The sequence below is a fragment of the Rufibacter sediminis genome (assembly GCF_014269285.1).
GTDB lineage: Bacteria > Bacteroidota > Bacteroidia > Cytophagales > Hymenobacteraceae > Nibribacter > Nibribacter sediminis.
In genome coordinates this window covers 76,147-91,404 of record NZ_JACOAF010000026.1, presented here as the reverse complement: position 1 = coordinate 91,404, position 15,258 = coordinate 76,147, and the positions used below count along the sequence as shown (strand labels likewise).

The following is a 15,258-nucleotide window of genomic DNA, read 5'->3' as shown; positions in this document are numbered from 1 at the left end:
TAAAGCTACTGAACTTTGTGAAAGCACAAAAAGCCCCCATCGTTATTTCTTGAGGGCCTGCGAGGGGTCGCGTTTGGAGATGAGTTCCAGGCCTTTGGCTTTTTTGCCCCGTTTGTTCATGAACTGGGCTTTGATGAGGCCGTGTTCCAGCGAGAAATACTCCTCCACCTTGAAGACATCGCGGAGGGCCATGCCCATGGCGTCCAGTTCCACCACGTAGTTGTAGGTGATTTTGTAGGCGTCAAAGGTGCCGGCCGGGGTAGTTACTTTTTCCAGGGCTTCCACTTTCCGGTCAGTTGCCACCATGGAAATTTCGGTTATATTTACGGTAGAGGAGCGGACTTTTACGCCAAGTTTTCCGTCGGGTAGTTTCTGGCCAACCTGCATCTGCTGCGGGTAGGCAATATCAACGGGAGCGTAGTCAAAATCTTTCCCTTCAAACGCTTTCAGGGCCTGCTCTCTCAGCAGAAGCATCGCATCAAGATAGAGGGTGTCGCCGGAGCACCTGATGTGGTATTCGTCAGAAGTTTCGGGGCGGTTTTTTTCACTGCGGCGGGCGCTTTTGAACGTGGTCACGTACATGCCGTCTTTGTCAATGCTTTGCTGGACCACTTTGTTGTTGAGCGTGCCCTTGTTGCGGCCCTTGTCCGTTACCTGAAAGACAAACTCGGTGTTTTTAGCTAAACCCAAAGGATGCTGGCAGTTTTGGGCATACGTAGCACGGGGCACCACGCCAGAAGCCAACAGGACCACCACCCCCAGTGCATAGAAGTATTTTTTTATCATATAGGAAGTTACCTCCATTCTTTGGAAGTAAAGTGCTTGTATATACGTAGTAGCCTCCCTCCGGGATATATTGTACTTTTTAAATTATAATCAAAAAGGAAACGGAGCGTTACTACCAGCGTATTTCTTTTTCTGACACCTACACTTATCACTATGGAAAACTCTTCTCAACCTGTTCAAAAGCTGTCTGATCTAGCGGCCCTTCTCCTGGAGAAACTGCAAGCTGACCAAACCAACCTGACCCTGGATTTCCAGGACCTCACGGTGCAGGGGCCCGGCCCCCAGGGGCAGACCGGCCAATGGAAAATCACCGGCCAGCTCTCGCTCAAAACTAAATATACCGGCGCAAACCAATCCTGAACCATGGGCAAGTTTCCGTTTGAGATATCGGGTAAACTGGTGCTGACTGTGTTGCAGGACCAGGTGTTGGTGGTGGCAGAACAGAATTACGTGATTGTGAACTTCAGAGACCATGCCGCCATGGAGCGCGTGTTGGACAACATTCTGCCGCCGTCTCCCTCGGGCAAGAGCAGCGGGGGAATAGCGGCCAAACTCGAAAAAGCGAAAGATCTGAACCAGGATCTGGTCAAGGCCGGTTTGGTGCTGGATGTGCGCGTAAACAACAAAACCTACGTTGAGTTTGGCACTGGAAGCTCTCCCCGCATTACGGCTAACGCGGTGTTTGGGCAGGTGGGGTCCTGGTTTAAAAAGAGCTAGAACAGATCCCAGAAATATCCAGTAGGAGGCCCCAAACTGGATTATTTAATATAAAAATAGGTAGAAGCAACGTTCTTGTAGAAAAGAGCATCAAATATGAGGAAAGCTGTAAACATTCTACTGATTTTCAAGGTAGTACATAAGAGAAAACCACTTAGTTGAATCAGACCGGTAACGCATGTTGGGCCAATGAATATTCTGCATCATGAAATCTGAGAATCAAAATAAAATAGGGGCTGGGAAAATGTCCAGCTTTGAAAAAATAGAGAAGGTCCCCCCCTTAAAGATGTTGCTGTACGTGAGCATGGCCGGGATGGCGATGCTGTTTTTTATGCTGACGGCCATGTTCCTCTTCAGAACAGGAGATGCCGTAACCCCTTCCTCTTTCAGTCTGCCCAAGCTTTTCTCCGTGAGCACCATCCTGATTCTGGTGAGCGGCTTTTACATGCAGCAGGTACCCGGATATTATGCCCAGGATGACCTGACCAGCATGAAGAAAGGATTGATGTGGTCTTTGTTGCTGGGCGTTCTCTTTGCGGTGGCGCAGATTGTGGCCTGGTACGAGATGGCCTCGGCCAGAGTGTTCTTTGACGGGCACCCCGCCGGCACCTTCCTGTACCTGCTATCCGCGCTCCACCTGCTGCACATTGCCGGCGGACTGGCTTTTGCCTCTTACCTGTACGTGAAAGTGAACCGCGCCGCCGGTGACCCCATCCGTTCCCTCATTTTCATCCGAGATCCTTACCGCCTCATGCAAGTCCAGATGCTCCGCAGCTACTGGCAATTCCTGGACGTAGTCTGGATCGCGCTCTACTTCATCTTCCTGTTCGCGCTATAAGTGTTGAGAGATAAAGTGAAGGATTGATGAATAGATTGTATGCAAAAGAAAGAGCCCGTTAAACACTGTTTAGCGGGCTCTTTTGTTAAAATAGGATCAAAACGACTTCTTCAGAAATCACGCTACAGCTTCTCAGCTTTTTTCTTCTCCAAACTTTCACGAAACAATTAGTCGCAGAAATGGAGGCTGTAGAGGTCGAAGTTGCGGTGGTTGAAGAGCGCATCAAAGCGGTAGCTGAAGCCCACGCCGGTGGGTTTCTTCCCGAACTGCACGTGCCGGATGTACGTCCGGAGGATTTCATGCAGTTCAGAATCCAGGAGAAGTTCTCCCCACACGGTCACCGCATCCTGGTCGGGGTTCATCTTCTTTTCCTGCAGCACAAACAGCACGTAGTAAATGAAGTCCTCAGACGAAGTGAAAAAGAAGGAATTACAGAACTCCAGTTTCAGCCCTTGCAGCACCACCAAAGTGACGTAATTCTTGTCTACGTAGATGAACAGGTGGGGACGCGCGCTCCGCTCGGCCATGTGCAGCATCCCTTCCATCAGCGCCGAAGTCTGGTGCACAAACTCCACCGGGCTGTTCTTAAACTGCGGAACAGACCACTCGTGCAGGGCGGCCGGGAGCGTAAAGACATTGATGAGTTCTAGGCGCGGATGCTCGTGGTGGTGTACCATTTCGTGCTCCGGTTCTACCACGGCGTTGAGCCGGAGGTATTCTTCCCGGGCATTCAGGTCAAAGAGCGCCTCGGGAATGAGCGTGAACTGCTGGTTTTTGACCCCGATGCGGACCTGCTGCCACTTTCTTTCCTGCAGCAAAGGATTGGAGACGCTCTGGGTTTGCAGGAAACTAATCGCGTTTTCTACCGTGGAAGGCCTTTCGACCTCATAATCTTCCAGGGCGACAAACTTATTCCGCTGGGCATCCAAAACCCCCATTCTGATGCGGTGGGCTCCAAAACTGATGTAAAGGTGGGCGCTGGCACTATCGCTAGGGTCAAAAGCGTCGTCATGGACGCGTTGTGTCTGTTTGAAAGCCGGCACGGACGTAGTTAAATTTGGAGGTCTAGTGAGAATCGAACTACAATATTACTCAATTTATGCCTACTCCCCATGCCGCCCGGGCAGATTGGTGCGGATTAGATCCGCAAAGCGGAAATGCCGGTGAGCAAAGCCCAGAGTGATTTGCCTCAATTCATAACAGTTGTCCAGCCACAGGAGCAGAACCGCGCAATCCCTTTAACTCGCTTACACTGGACCTGTTGTTTTCTGTTTTGAGGCCTTTTTTGTTAAAACGGCCTCAAAACGCAAGAGACGGTTCGCAAGCAGAAAATTCATTCCTTCCTCAAAAGTCAACGGAATAGATTTTCTCCAGCTGCTTGTCATTGATCCAGGCGGGGAGGTGGCGCAGGGCGAAATTCCGGGCTTTCATGTAAAGAGGGTTCTGCGACTGGGCTACTTCCCCCAGGAACCGTGATTGGCGCGTGATCCACTGGGTACGGGGAACGCGTCGTTTCTCGAAACGTTGGGCGGCTTGGTTGAAATCGAAGTCCTTTCGCAGTTCATCGGCGAACACAACGGCATCTTCCACAGCCTGGCAAGCGCCCTGGCCCATGTTGGGGGTAGTGGCGTGTCCGGCATCGCCTAGCAGCAGCACATTGGAGAATGCGAAGGAGGAGAGCGGCGCCAGGTCATAGAGGTCGTGCCAGAGCAGTTGCTCTTGTTTGGTGTGGCGGAACAGGTCTGGGATAGGAGCGTGGTAATGGCTGAAATGCCGTTGCAGATCTTCCACCCGCATGGCTTGCATGACCGGGTCATGCTCCGGCGCATTGATGCAGGTGAACCAGTAAATTTTGTTTCCTTTCAGCGGAGTCCAGCCCACGCGGCCCGCTTTGCCCCAGGTCTCGGAGGCGTAGAGGCTTTCCAGGCCGGGGTTTTCAATGATGGCGCGCCAACAGGTGTACCCAGCGTAACGGGGAAGGGATTGCGGCACCAACTGTTTCCGGATGGCGGAATGAAGGCCATCGGCCACCAACAGATGATCAATGGTCGCGGAAGAGCCGTCTTGAAACTGTACCGTAACGCCGGTGGAGGAAGAGCTGAGGCCCACGGCTCGCTTGTTGGCGTGCAGGGCAGGGGCTGGCAGTTGCCTGACCAACACCTGGTGCAGCGCGGCCCGGTGAATCACGAAGTTGTCTAAGCCGTATTTGGCGCTGATGGAACGGCTGTCGGTGCGGTTGATGAGGCGGCCGTGCTCGTCAAAGATGTGGAAGCCGTCCAGGCAATTGCCTTGCGCCATCACTTCGTCCGCTATGCCCAGCCGCTGAAACCCTTTTATGGCGTTGGCGGCCAATGCCAGCCCGGCGCCCACCGGTTCAAACCGCGGCGCGGCGTCAAACACCTGCGCGTTAATGCCTATTTTCTGTAAAGCGATAGCCGTGGTTAAACCGGCAATGCCACCGCCAATGATTCCTAGGTTCATGTCCGTTTTCTCTCCTTCTGGTGAACGTCAAAGGACCCTAAATTGTGCCCGGTTCTTCTCTGCTTAGGGAATCCGGTAGACGACCACGTTGGCGTTCATTCCGGCACCCACTGAGGCAAACACCACGGCATCGCCGCTGTTGAGGGCATGGCCGGCCAGTTCTCCGCGCGCCACCATATCATAGAGGACCGGCAGCGTAGCCACCGAGTTGTTTCCCAGCGTGGAGATGGTCATGGGCATGATATCCGCCGGGATATTCTCCTCTCCATAGAGCTTGAACAGACGCTCCAGCATGGCTTCGTCCATCTTCTCGTTGGCCTGGTGAATGAGTACTTTCTTGATGGCACTCAGCGGCAGCTGGGCTTTGTCCAGGCAGTCTTTGATGAGTTGCGGCACCGTTTTCAGGGCATATTCATAAATCTTGCGCCCATCCATCTTGATGAAAAGATCTTCCTGCGGTACCGCCGGGTTGTAGGAAGGGGAGGAGTGCAGCCAGAACGTCTGGGTTAAGGTGTCTGAAACGGTCAGGTGCTGCAACACCCCAAACTTGTCTTCCAGAGATCTGGCTTCCAGCACCACAGCCCCCGCGCCGTCAGAATAAATCATGCTGTCGCGGTCATGGGCATCCACCACGCGGGACAAAGTCTCGGTGCCGATGACCAGAATGCGTTTGGCATCGCCGGACTGCAGATAATAATGCGCCTGGATCATGCCCTGCAACCAACCCGGGCAGCCGAAGGGCAGATCATAGGCCACGGTGTAGGGGTTGGCGATCTGCAGTTTGTGCTTGATGCGCGACGCCAAAGGAGGCATCATGTCCACGCGGCGGTGCACGGCTTTGACATCACCGAAATTGTGCGCCACAATGATGTAGTCCAGGGTCTCGGGGTCAATGCCGGCGTTCTTGATGGCTTCCTGGGCGGCCAGAAATCCCATGTCTGAAGCGACCATGTCCTGCGTGGCGTACCTTCTCTCCTGAATCCCGGTGATCTGCTTGAATTTCTGGATGATGACCTGGTTGTCGTTTGGCAGCTGTTTTCCGGAAACGTCATAAAAAACGTGCTGCAGGAAATCGTCATTCGAAACTACTTGGGACGGAATATATCTTCCGGAACCAGTAATAACCGTGGAAAGGGTATGTGCTGACATAAAGTGTCTGGTGGATAAATAAGGTATTCTGATGGCTGAAACGAGCGGCTTTCTCCTGTTCAACAGTAAGCTTTTTCCAAGATACTAAATCGTTTCATTTGATCTAAACCGTGCCGGCAAGGTACAGATTTATATTCAGGATGGCTAAGCGCGGGTGAGGGGAACCGCATCGCCGCATAACCGTTTTACCGCCGATTTTTGGAAAACAGCCCTTAAACAGGCGAGAAAAATAGAAGCGGAAAGCGATGGAAATCGACTTCGCTTTCAGGAAAACCTGAGCGGAAATCTTAATCAAAGAGAAGCTTGGCCCCACCCAAAAAGATAAAAATCCAGACCAGGCCTTTGATCAGGAAAAACAGGAAACCGGCAACGCCAATCCGCTTTAGATACTTTTTCCAGTTAGACATCATCTTGCATCGGGGTAAGTGGGTGTACGATAAAGCCATTCCGAAGAAATAGGTTTTAGGGCAGAATTTCAAAAATCGGCTTAAAAACAGCAGGGCCGAGTTTGAAGGGGAGGAGCCGGTTTATAAAGAGGGGCCACTAACAAGTTGCCGCTCTAAAAGGATGAAGCTGGTGTAGCCGGTTGATCTATTTCAAAAACGCAGGAGGAGGAGGCCGCATGTCGCCAACCTGGACGACTAACAAAGCAGGCACGATTCCTTCTTCTAAAGACATACAAACTAACTACCAGTTTAGAGACATTCCAAATAAGTGTCGTTTTAAATGGAAATTTTTAGCTGAACAAGCTGGTGGTGTTTCAAGGCTGTTTTTGGAAAAGAAGGCCTGAAACGTGGGCTGGCGCTGTAGAATGCTAGAAAGCTATCGCTAAACCGCGCCTAAAAGCTGATGGTAAATTGCCGTGCGGCGAGGGGAGCGTCAGCAAGGCGATCAGAACTGGTGTTTAGGTTTCTGGGCGAAGTTCGCTTACAGCAGGCCAGCGGTTTTACGCTCCTTTTTGGAAAGTTTGCCTGAAATGAGTTGGTAAGACTGTTTCACCAACTGTTCCGTTCTTTCCAGCGGAAGAGCCAGCGGGTTCTCCAGGAAAATCCATTTGTACCGGGCTAGGTAAGGAGCCGGAACGATGCCCGGCAACGCGATTAGCTCCTCAAATTCCTCTTCGGTTACTTTCAGGGAAAAGGTGAGCGGCGGCTCCAGGCTGGCCACGCAGAACATCTTGCCGCCCACCGAGAAACAAAGGTCATGCTCCCATTTAACGTCTTCGGTAACGGCCGGAAATGAGAGGCAAAGCTCCCGTAAACTTTCTAAGTGCATGGCGGTCGGTTCGGTTTCTACCTTTAAAGGTAACTCGTTTTGAAGCTATTTTGGGAAAAGAGGTGAAAACGGCGGTTTACTTCAGGTTCACCAACTGGTGCCCGCAGTTGGAGCAGTAATTATCGGTGGGGCGTGCTTCCCGGGCGCAGTTCCCGCAGACCTTGGTGGGGCCAGCGTCTACATCGGGGGCGGCTACTTTCACCTTAGACAGTTCTACGGTGACAATGCCGGTGGGCACGGCAATGATGGCGTAACCCATGAGCATCACCAGCGAGGAAATCACCTGGCCTACGGCAGTCTTCGGGGTGATGTCGCCGTAGCCCACGGTGGTGATGGTGACAATGGCCCAGTAGATGCTCTGCGGAATGCTGGTGAAGCCATTTTCCTCGCCTTCCACCACGTAAATCAACGTCCCGATGACCAGCACCAAGCTAATAACCGTCATGATGAAAACCGTGATCTTCTGCATGCTGGCCATGAGGGCGCTCTTGATGATCTGGGCGTTCTCAATGTAGCTGGTGAGCTTGAGAATCCGGAAAACGCGCAGTAAACGCAGAATCCGGATGGCCATGATGTAGCGGAAACTGGGAATGAAGAACGCCAGAAAGGTGGGAATCACCGAAAGGAAATCGATGATCCCGAAGAAGCTGAACACGTACTTCAGCGGCCTGGGGTTGCTGTACACCCGCAGGATGTACTCCAACGTGAAGGCGACGGTGAAGATCCACTCCAACACCCGGAAGAACAGGCTTAACTCCCGCCGATACGTGGGGACACTTTCCAGGCAGACGGTGAGGGTGGAGAGCAGAATCATCCAGAGCAGCACAACGTCAAACCGGCGACCGGCGGGCGTGTCGGTGCCATGGATAATAACGTAAATCTTTTTCCTCAGCGCGGCATTTCCCATGAAGTAGAAGCGAAGTGATCTGGCAACAAATGAAAGTAAGCAGGCACAAGAAAAGTAAAAAGCCGCACAGTTGCGGTGAATCCCTCCCTGTTTTCTTTGCCGTTTACGAAAACTACGCCCAAAACGCGATCACCGGTAGGGGAAGGCTCCGGTAAATTTACCCGGACCCCGGTATTTAACTGCCTTATCCTTACCTTTGTAGACCTTTTTCCAGAACCCAAGCCCTGCGCCAACCCTTTACACCGCTTATGCTGAAGCATTTTTGTCACCTGCTTGCCCTTGCCTTTCTTCTTTCTTTCCAGACGGTATCTGCCCAGGAATTGCCCAACCGCGAGTTCAGGGGCGTGTGGGTAGCCACCGTGGCTAACCTGGACTGGCCCAAACAGGGCGCCTCGCCGGAAAGCCAGAAAGCGGCCCTGCGCCAGATGTTTGACAAAATCAAGGAAGCCAACCTGAATGTGGTGTTCTTCCAGATCAGGACGGAGTGCGATGCTTTTTACCGCTCAAGCTATGAACCGTGGTCAAGGTTCCTGACCGGCACCCAGGGCAAAGACCCCGGCTATGATCCCTTGGCTTTTGCCATTGAAGAAGCCCACGCCCGCGGCCTGGAACTGCACGCCTGGATGAATCCTTACCGGGTGGGTACCGTCTCTAATCCGGCGGTGTACAATGCCCAGCACGTGTCCAAGTCCAAGCCCGAGTGGCTGCTGAGTTTTTCCAACGGCAAAAAAATCCTGAACCCGGGCTTGCCCGAAGTGCGCCAGTACATTGCCAACATCATCTGGGAAGTGACCCAGAACTACGCCATTGACGGCATCCATTTTGATGATTATTTCTACCCGTACCCCGAAGGGACGTTCACCGGCATTGGGCAGGAAGACGCCCAGACGTTTCAGCAGCACGGCGCGGGTTTTGCCAACATCAAAGACTGGCGCCGGAACAATGTGAACGAAACCATGCGCCTGGTGCATACCCAGATCAAGAACCTGAAGCCGCAGGTGCGGTTTGGGGTGAGTCCGTTTGGTATCTGGAAAAACGGGCAACCGGCCGGTATCTCGGGGATGGACGCCTATAATGCTATCTACGCCGATGCCCTGCACTGGCTGGACAATAAATACGTTGATTACCTGACGCCGCAGCTGTACTGGGCCATTGGCGGCCGACAAGATTACCGTAAGCTCCTGTACTGGTGGTCAGACAAAGCAGCGGCGGCGGCACGGCACCTGTACCCGGGCCACATTGTGGTGCAGAACGGCTTCACCAGCGAGGAGGTACCCCACCAGATTGAGATCTCCCGTTCCAATCAGGAGAAAAACGCGTTGGGCAGCGTGCTGTTCCGGGCGGCCAATCTGGTCAACAATCACAACTTCATTGCTACCTCGCTCCAAGCTGCCACGTTCCGGCTGCCGGCCGCGCCGCCCGTGATGCCCTGGATGTCCGGCAAAGCCCCGGCTGCCCCCTTGGATGTCACCGTGACCCTGAACGAAGCCACTGGTACCTACCAGGTGCGCTGGACCCGCAACCCGGAAAATACGCAGGCCTTCAAACGGTATCTGGTGTACGCCACCACTACCATGCCCGCTACCGGCGCGCTCATTCCCGATGGATCGGTTCGGGCATTTACCTCGGCGGAAACCGCTACCATTGCCGCCGCCGATGTTCCTTCGCCCACTTCTTTCTGGGCCGTTTCTGAAATTAACCACGCCAACCAGGAAAGCGAATTAAGTAACGTGGTGGTGTTAGGCAATGCTCTGCCGGTGCTGGCGCAGCAGGAAAAACCAATTCTGACCGTAGAGCAGCTGGGTAACCAAAGCAGAGGAGAGATTCCAACCAACCTTCCATCAACCGAGGCCCCCACTTCTGCCACCTCCGGCAACGTCTACGTGGCCATCAACCTGACCAAAAAGTCTGGTGTAAAAGCCGATCTCTACACCATGGACCGGAAAAAGAAAACCCGCGTGCTGAAAGAGAAGTACAAAGCCGGCAGCCACACCTTGACCATCCAAAGAGGAAAACTAGCCCCCGGAACCTACATGCTGGTGCTGGAGTACGGCGACAAGCGTAGCGTGCAGAAGGTAGAGTTTAAATAATCTATAAGCGTTTAGCGGCTGTTTTAAGAAAAATAGGCTGAAAACAGGAGCTTTCAAAAATAGGCAATAACTGCTGAAATCGATTTTCTAGAGCTCGTTTCCGCTACTTCTTTGGAGGAAAGCTTCTGTTTGGATAATCAGTTCCGGCGCAAGTTTCAGCTTTGCCTTGGATGCTCCTGATTTTCGTTGGTTTTGGAAATGCAGCTCAATTAACATGAAGAAACACGCTAGGTTTGCACTAGAAGAACTGCTGTAAAGCAGGAGAGAGAAATCTGTTGAGCTGTATCTGAATAACCATTCTGTTCTGCCAAGCTCGTGCTTTTACGCCTGCCGGAGAATCTTCTCCAGCTTTTTGCCTTTCGCCAGTTCGTCTACCAGTTTGTCTAAGTACCGGACTTGTTTGGTTAAGGTGTTTTCGATGTCTTCAATTTTGTAGCCGCAGATGGTTCCGGTAATCAGGTGGGCGTTGGGGTGGAGGTTGGCCTCCCGGAAGAAGGTTTCAAACGTCACTTTGCTGTCCACCAGCTCTTGCAGTTTTACGTCATCATAGCCCGTCAGCCACTGGATGACTTGGTGCAACTCCGTTTTGGTGCGGCCTTTGCGCTCCACTTTGGTAACGTAATGCGGATAGACGGACGCGAACGTCATGCTTGCCATCCGGGCATCGTGCTCAGGAGAGGTGTTCATGCTATTTCAATCTTTCCAGTTGGCCTTTTCTCTTCACCAGATTCTTGTAATCCCACTGGATCTCCCGTGACTTCTTCAGCCAGCGCTTCACCTCAGCCAAGTCTACCTGTTCTGCCGAGGTGTAGCTCACGGAGGCATCCTTGAACTTGCCCGAACCGGCTTTCAATTTCTCCTCCCCGAAATCGGCCCCGCTCCAGAACATGAGCCGGATGTCGCTCTTCAGTTTGCTATACCCCACCGTGGGGTTACCATCAAGGAACCAGACCGGGTGGGCGTGCCAGATTTTGCTTTCCGCTTCGGGGAGCTCCGCTTCAATGGTGGAAGCCAGCCGATTGCAGATTTGCTGATCGGCCGCTGACTGACGTTGGTGATAAGCAAGAATTTCCTCTTTCATCGTGGTCTTCTTTCGTGTTAGCACAAGATAATAGATAACTGAATGAAGTAGAAGAGGTTTTCGCGTTTAGAGGCTTATTTTGAAATACAGCCTCTAAACGCAAGCTAATCCATCTGCATAAAATTAGAGCTTATCTTCATGCCGCAATGTGGCTATTTGGTTTGCCGGAAGTTTAGGTATTTTGTTTTCAACAAGATAATAAATTCAACTTATTGCACCCCTCAAAAAAATAGTGCAAGTTAAAAGCCTCATATGAGTGGACTTTTAACTTGCGCTAAGGTGAAGCAGATTCAAATCAATTACTGATTCAAAACCGGCTCAATACTGCTTTTTACTTGATTAAATTCTTAAACGCTGACCCAAAGATCAGGTAAGCGGTGTTCCCGCCAATGGTTCCTTCGTTCTGCCCCCACAGAAACGGCCAGTCGTCGTAGTTCTCAAAGTGGTCGGGTTTTCTGAACAGGATACCGGGGGCCACGTTGCCTGGGATGAAGGAGAAATCGGCCCGGTTATTCCCGTAGAAGACAGCTTTGGGACGAGTGGCGCCCACGGTGGCCACCAGGGAATAGTTGTGGTACGGATGGGCGCCAAACAGATAGTTAGTGGCTTTGAAGGCGTGCTGCCCCTCAATGATCTCCGGGAAGTATTTGCTGGCAAAGCAAACGGTGGTACCAAAATTCATCACGTCTCCGCTACCGGCCCAGTTGGTAAGGCCAATGGGCACGCCGTAAGGATTGTTCTTTTCAAGGCCCGCAATGTATTCTTTGTACTTCACCACGTAAGGTCGCAGCTTTTCTTTGTAGGAAGCGTCCAGGTGCGGGATCGCATCCAGGGCCGTTAACAGGTTGCCGCTCACGTTCCGCTCCAAGGCAGGCCATAACAGCTCCTGGAATCTGTCCAGATACTGTTTCTCGCTGGTGGCGATGTACAGCTGAAGGTTGGTGGCCATGTTGGCGGCGTTCCCCCGGCCAGATGTATCCTGCTTCTGATTAGCGAGTAAGGAGGTGGCCTCTTTCAGGAGTCTTTTGGACTGGGTCAAGGCTCTGGCGGAAAGGTCATCGTTGTAGCCTTTCAGGGCCCGGCTGGCGGCGGCAAACATGGTGGCGGCCCGTAGGTCGAGCTCGGGCTCGCGGCTGGTAAAGGCCCACAGATCATCCTTCACGCCGCTGGACCGGCCGTCCTTGGCGACTTCATAAGGACCAAGCTTGGAGTTGTAAGGAAGGCCGTCGGTGAGGGAAGCGGCATCCCCCAGGTGGTGGTAATTGTCCAGCACGGAGTTGGAGAGGGTCTGCGCCATGTGGCCGATGATCTCTGCCTGCGCTACCAGGTTCAGGGTGCCATGCTCAATGAACTGCAACACGTCTGGTTTGCCATCGGGGCGGTGCAGGTCTACGTAGCGCTGCTGCTGGTCAATAAACGTCTGGTCGCGCTGGGGTTTGAAGCTTTCCCAGGTTTTAACGAAGTTCTGCACCACGCTGATATTGGATCCGGTCTCGATGTCAAAATCTCCGGCATCAAAGAAACCGCCTACGTTCAGGCCAGGAATCACTTCCAGGGGTTTGTACTTGGTATCGGTGGTGGGGCCTTGGGCGTGAAGGTCGAAGTGATCGGTGTTGGGCGGAGCCTGGCGGTAGCCTTCCTTGAACGGCTCGCCGTGCCACACGCGGTACGCCTCGTTCACGAACATGTGATTCATGTGGATGGGGATCCAGATGTCGCTGGTGGCATCGGTGATCTTGCTGTACACTTGCTCGCCAATCAGGAAATTGTTGGTCTTGGTGTCTCCGTACTGAATGTAGTAGATGCCGGGCGTCTTCACCGCGGAAAAATCGAACTTCACGTAGTAGTACTTGAAGTAGTCGCCCCAGGGGGCAATTTTGCCGGTGAATACCTTGGTGGCCTTGCCGTCATCGCCTACTCTGAAGATGGAGGCGCTTTTGGCGGGCTTGTCTTTCTTGTCTAGTTCAATGACGGATACTTTGGGTTGCGCCGGGAGATAGCCTACCTGGGAGAAACCGATGTTGGGGTCTCTTACCCAGCCTTTGATGGCGTTTGGCTCCACGGTCCAGGTCAAGACTTTGCCGGTTTTCCCGGCGGGAAGCAGACTGCGCATCACAAACCAGCCGTTCTGGGCCAGCATCCGGCCGTCAAAAAGCATGAGGTCAGCATCTGGAGAGGTGATTTTCACCATCCGTTCCGGGGAGTCAGGGGCGAAAAGGAAGGTACGGCCGGTTTCCAGTGGAAGGGGATCAATGAATTTGCCGGTCCCCCGGTCATCGGAAGTGACGTATCCTTTGTATTGCTTCGGTTTCTGGCTGTTGGGTTTGGTCACGGTGTTGCCCACCACATAGCGGGGGAAGAGATTGGGACGACCATCCACTAGATAATTCTTCGCCCAATACTGCGAGGGCAGAAACTCCAGATTGAAGCCGGCGCTTCCCTCCAGCTCCTTGGGAACGGGTTTGTCCAGGTAAACGGAAATCTCCACGCCTTTGCCCTTGGCCGTCACCACTACCCGTGAATCGAAATTGTACTCTTTGTAGCGTAAGGTCGCCTCAATGGTTTTCGCGGCCCGGTCTATTTTTCGGTTGAGGATGTCAGGCACCAGATCCCACTGCTCCGGCGTGTTGGAGAGCCGCACCGCGCCGCCTTGGGCGGTTCTCACGCCGTGGTGAATGAGTTCAATACCGGCGTTTTTCTCATCGTTGAAACCGCCGGTAAACAGGTTGCTGTACACCAGCACATTGGCGCCTTGCGTTTCAAAGTACTCCCGATCATTGAGTTTCAGGTCCTGACCTGTGACATAATGGAAGGAGCCCAGTAGGAGGGCTGCTACTGGCAAAAGTATTCGTCTCTTCATGTGTATTATTAAAATCCTTAATGAAACCGATTGCAATTCTATAAAGATAGAACAAACAGCCATAAACCCTACTGAAATAATATAGAAATTGTAAAAAGCTACCTTATTATCCGGGCTTCTCCCTAGCGGTGTTGGTGAGGAATTTTCATTTCTTATTCCACTTTGAAAAATTTATTTGGAATGGTCGTTCCAAATAATTTACGTTTGCGGAACAATCATTCCAATATAAAACTGAGAAGAAAATCATGAGAAAGTTAGAAAACAAAGTAGCGGTGATTACGGGCGGCAACTCGGGGATTGGCTTTGCCACGGCGCAGGAACTTGTCCAGCAGGGAGCCATGGTGGTGATTACCGGGCGCAACCAGAAGACCCTACAGGATGCGGTGGAACAATTAGGCAGCAATGCGCTGGGCATTCGATCTGATGTGGCCCAGATGAAGGACATAGAAGCGCTGGTGGAGCAGGTAAAGGCCACCTACGGCACCGTTGATGTGCTTTTTGTGAATGCGGGCGTGGCGTTGCAGGAACCCATTGGGCAGGTGACCGAAGAAACCTTTGATACGCTCATCGACATCAACTTCAAGGGGGCGGTATTTACCACCGAGAAGTTTATCCCTCTGCTGAAGGACGGCGCGTCTATCATTCACATGACCTCGGTGAGTGCGTTTGTGGTGGCTACCGGAACCGCTATTTATGGGGCCAGCAAAGCGGCGCTTACCGCCTATAGTAAGTCTGTCGCGGTGGAGTTATCCGACAGAAAAATCAGGGTAAATATTGTGGCCCCCTCTATGACCGAGACGCCGATCATTTACCAAGGCCAGTTCGCCAACGAAGAGATTCATACCTACATTAAAAGTAAAATGCCGTTCCGGCGCTACGGCAAACCCGAGGAAGTAGCCAAGCTGGTTTCCTTCCTGGCTTCGGATGATGCTTCCTATATTTCCGGGGGAGAGTTTACCGTAGATGGCGGAGCCTCGGTGAATGCCATCCGCTTATAATTTTTTTGATTAAATCTGGAACATCCGTTCCGTATTCTGTATCTTTGTGGGGCATTTTTGTCTCACAAAGATATTT

General features: G+C 52.4%; 15 protein-coding genes. 5 read left to right on the top strand and 10 right to left on the bottom strand.

What is annotated here, in order from left to right; genetic code table 11:
* Positions 1–42 precede the first annotated feature (42 nt).
* Entirely contained in the window at positions 43–786 is a 744-nt protein-coding gene (locus H7U12_RS11295; protein ID WP_186637628.1) for a TapB family protein, read from the bottom strand.
* A gap of 153 nt (positions 787–939) precedes the next feature.
* Here H7U12_RS11295 and H7U12_RS11290 point away from each other — a divergent pair, with 153 nt between their 5' ends.
* From H7U12_RS11290 to H7U12_RS11280, 3 genes are all read left to right on the top strand, one after another.
* Complete coding sequence (locus tag H7U12_RS11290; protein ID WP_186637625.1) at positions 940–1,146, top strand: hypothetical protein; 207 nt, start codon at positions 940–942, stop codon at positions 1,144–1,146.
* A 3-nt stretch (positions 1,147–1,149) separates the two neighbouring features.
* Positions 1,150–1,503: a hypothetical protein gene (locus H7U12_RS11285; RefSeq protein WP_186637622.1), complete on the top strand. Its 354-nt coding sequence runs from the start codon at positions 1,150–1,152 to the stop codon at positions 1,501–1,503.
* A gap of 286 nt (positions 1,504–1,789) precedes the next feature.
* Positions 1,790–2,341: a cytochrome c oxidase subunit 3 gene (locus tag H7U12_RS11280; protein ID WP_186637619.1), complete on the top strand. Its 552-nt coding sequence runs from the start codon at positions 1,790–1,792 to the stop codon at positions 2,339–2,341.
* Between the two features lie 167 nt (positions 2,342–2,508).
* Here the strand turns inward: H7U12_RS11280 and H7U12_RS11275 are convergent, their stop codons facing one another.
* From H7U12_RS11275 to H7U12_RS11250, 6 genes are all read right to left on the bottom strand, one after another.
* Positions 2,509–3,384: a DUF3822 family protein gene (locus H7U12_RS11275; RefSeq protein ID WP_186637617.1), complete on the bottom strand. Its 876-nt coding sequence runs from the start codon at positions 3,382–3,384 to the stop codon at positions 2,509–2,511.
* A 301-nt stretch (positions 3,385–3,685) separates the two neighbouring features.
* Entirely contained in the window at positions 3,686–4,822 is a 1,137-nt protein-coding gene (locus H7U12_RS11270; protein WP_186637615.1) for an FAD-dependent monooxygenase, read from the bottom strand.
* A gap of 63 nt (positions 4,823–4,885) precedes the next feature.
* On the bottom strand, positions 4,886–5,971 hold the full coding sequence (locus H7U12_RS11265) for a 3-oxoacyl-ACP synthase III family protein (RefSeq protein ID WP_186637613.1): 1,086 nt from the start codon (positions 5,969–5,971) through the stop codon (positions 4,886–4,888).
* A gap of 287 nt (positions 5,972–6,258) precedes the next feature.
* Entirely contained in the window at positions 6,259–6,417 is a 159-nt protein-coding gene (locus H7U12_RS11260) for a hypothetical protein (RefSeq protein ID WP_186637706.1), read from the bottom strand.
* Between the two features lie 481 nt (positions 6,418–6,898).
* Complete coding sequence (locus H7U12_RS11255) at positions 6,899–7,246, bottom strand: MmcQ/YjbR family DNA-binding protein (protein ID WP_186637611.1); 348 nt, start codon at positions 7,244–7,246, stop codon at positions 6,899–6,901.
* Between the two features lie 76 nt (positions 7,247–7,322).
* A complete protein-coding gene (locus H7U12_RS11250) occupies positions 7,323–8,153 on the bottom strand; it encodes an ion transporter (protein WP_186637609.1) in 831 nt (276 codons plus the stop codon).
* A 248-nt stretch (positions 8,154–8,401) separates the two neighbouring features.
* Between H7U12_RS11250 and H7U12_RS11245 the strand changes: the two genes are divergently transcribed.
* A complete protein-coding gene (locus H7U12_RS11245; RefSeq protein WP_186637606.1) occupies positions 8,402–10,243 on the top strand; it encodes a glycoside hydrolase family 10 protein in 1,842 nt (613 codons plus the stop codon).
* A 321-nt stretch (positions 10,244–10,564) separates the two neighbouring features.
* On the opposite strand, the gene H7U12_RS11240 is transcribed toward H7U12_RS11245, so the two are convergent.
* The 3 genes from H7U12_RS11240 to H7U12_RS11230 all read right to left on the bottom strand — a co-directional run bounded on the left by H7U12_RS11240 (position 10,565) and on the right by H7U12_RS11230 (position 14,184).
* Positions 10,565–10,930, bottom strand: a complete 366-nt coding sequence (locus H7U12_RS11240) for a DUF2200 domain-containing protein (RefSeq protein ID WP_186637594.1) — start codon at positions 10,928–10,930, stop codon at positions 10,565–10,567.
* 1 nt (position 10,931) lies between these two features.
* The gene (locus H7U12_RS11235) at positions 10,932–11,324 is read right to left on the bottom strand and encodes a DUF1801 domain-containing protein (RefSeq protein WP_186637577.1); all 393 of its coding nucleotides are present in this window, start codon (positions 11,322–11,324) and stop codon (positions 10,932–10,934) included.
* 331 nt (positions 11,325–11,655) lie between these two features.
* On the bottom strand, positions 11,656–14,184 hold the full coding sequence (locus H7U12_RS11230; protein WP_206683916.1) for a cellulase N-terminal Ig-like domain-containing protein: 2,529 nt from the start codon (positions 14,182–14,184) through the stop codon (positions 11,656–11,658).
* Positions 14,185–14,429: 245 nt separating this feature from the next.
* Between H7U12_RS11230 and H7U12_RS11225 the strand changes: the two genes are divergently transcribed.
* Positions 14,430–15,182, top strand: coding sequence for an SDR family NAD(P)-dependent oxidoreductase (locus tag H7U12_RS11225; RefSeq protein ID WP_186637570.1), 753 nt, complete (start codon positions 14,430–14,432; stop codon positions 15,180–15,182).
* Positions 15,183–15,258: the final 76 nt, after the last annotated feature.

Bases quoted from the DNA above. Each gene is read 5' to 3' on its own strand.
- H7U12_RS11295 (WP_186637628.1), bottom strand. From the start codon at position 786: ATGATAAAAAAATACTTCTATGCACTGGGGGTGGTGGTCCTGTTGGCT.
- H7U12_RS11290 (WP_186637625.1), top strand. From the start codon at position 940: ATGGAAAACTCTTCTCAACCTGTTCAAAAGCTGTCTGATCTAGCGGCC.
- H7U12_RS11285 (WP_186637622.1), top strand. From the start codon at position 1,150: ATGGGCAAGTTTCCGTTTGAGATATCGGGTAAACTGGTGCTGACTGTG.
- H7U12_RS11280 (WP_186637619.1), top strand. From the start codon at position 1,790: ATGTTGCTGTACGTGAGCATGGCCGGGATGGCGATGCTGTTTTTTATG.
- H7U12_RS11270 (WP_186637615.1), bottom strand. From the start codon at position 4,822: ATGAACCTAGGAATCATTGGCGGTGGCATTGCCGGTTTAACCACGGCT.
- H7U12_RS11265 (WP_186637613.1), bottom strand. From the start codon at position 5,971: ATGTCAGCACATACCCTTTCCACGGTTATTACTGGTTCCGGAAGATAT.
- H7U12_RS11260 (WP_186637706.1), bottom strand. From the start codon at position 6,417: ATGGCTTTATCGTACACCCACTTACCCCGATGCAAGATGATGTCTAAC.
- H7U12_RS11255 (WP_186637611.1), bottom strand. From the start codon at position 7,246: ATGCACTTAGAAAGTTTACGGGAGCTTTGCCTCTCATTTCCGGCCGTT.
- H7U12_RS11250 (WP_186637609.1), bottom strand. From the start codon at position 8,153: ATGGGAAATGCCGCGCTGAGGAAAAAGATTTACGTTATTATCCATGGC.
- H7U12_RS11245 (WP_186637606.1), top strand. From the start codon at position 8,402: ATGCTGAAGCATTTTTGTCACCTGCTTGCCCTTGCCTTTCTTCTTTCT.
- H7U12_RS11240 (WP_186637594.1), bottom strand. From the start codon at position 10,930: ATGAACACCTCTCCTGAGCACGATGCCCGGATGGCAAGCATGACGTTC.
- H7U12_RS11235 (WP_186637577.1), bottom strand. From the start codon at position 11,324: ATGAAAGAGGAAATTCTTGCTTATCACCAACGTCAGTCAGCGGCCGAT.
- H7U12_RS11230 (WP_206683916.1), bottom strand. From the start codon at position 14,184: ATGAAGAGACGAATACTTTTGCCAGTAGCAGCCCTCCTACTGGGCTCC.
- H7U12_RS11225 (WP_186637570.1), top strand. From the start codon at position 14,430: ATGAGAAAGTTAGAAAACAAAGTAGCGGTGATTACGGGCGGCAACTCG.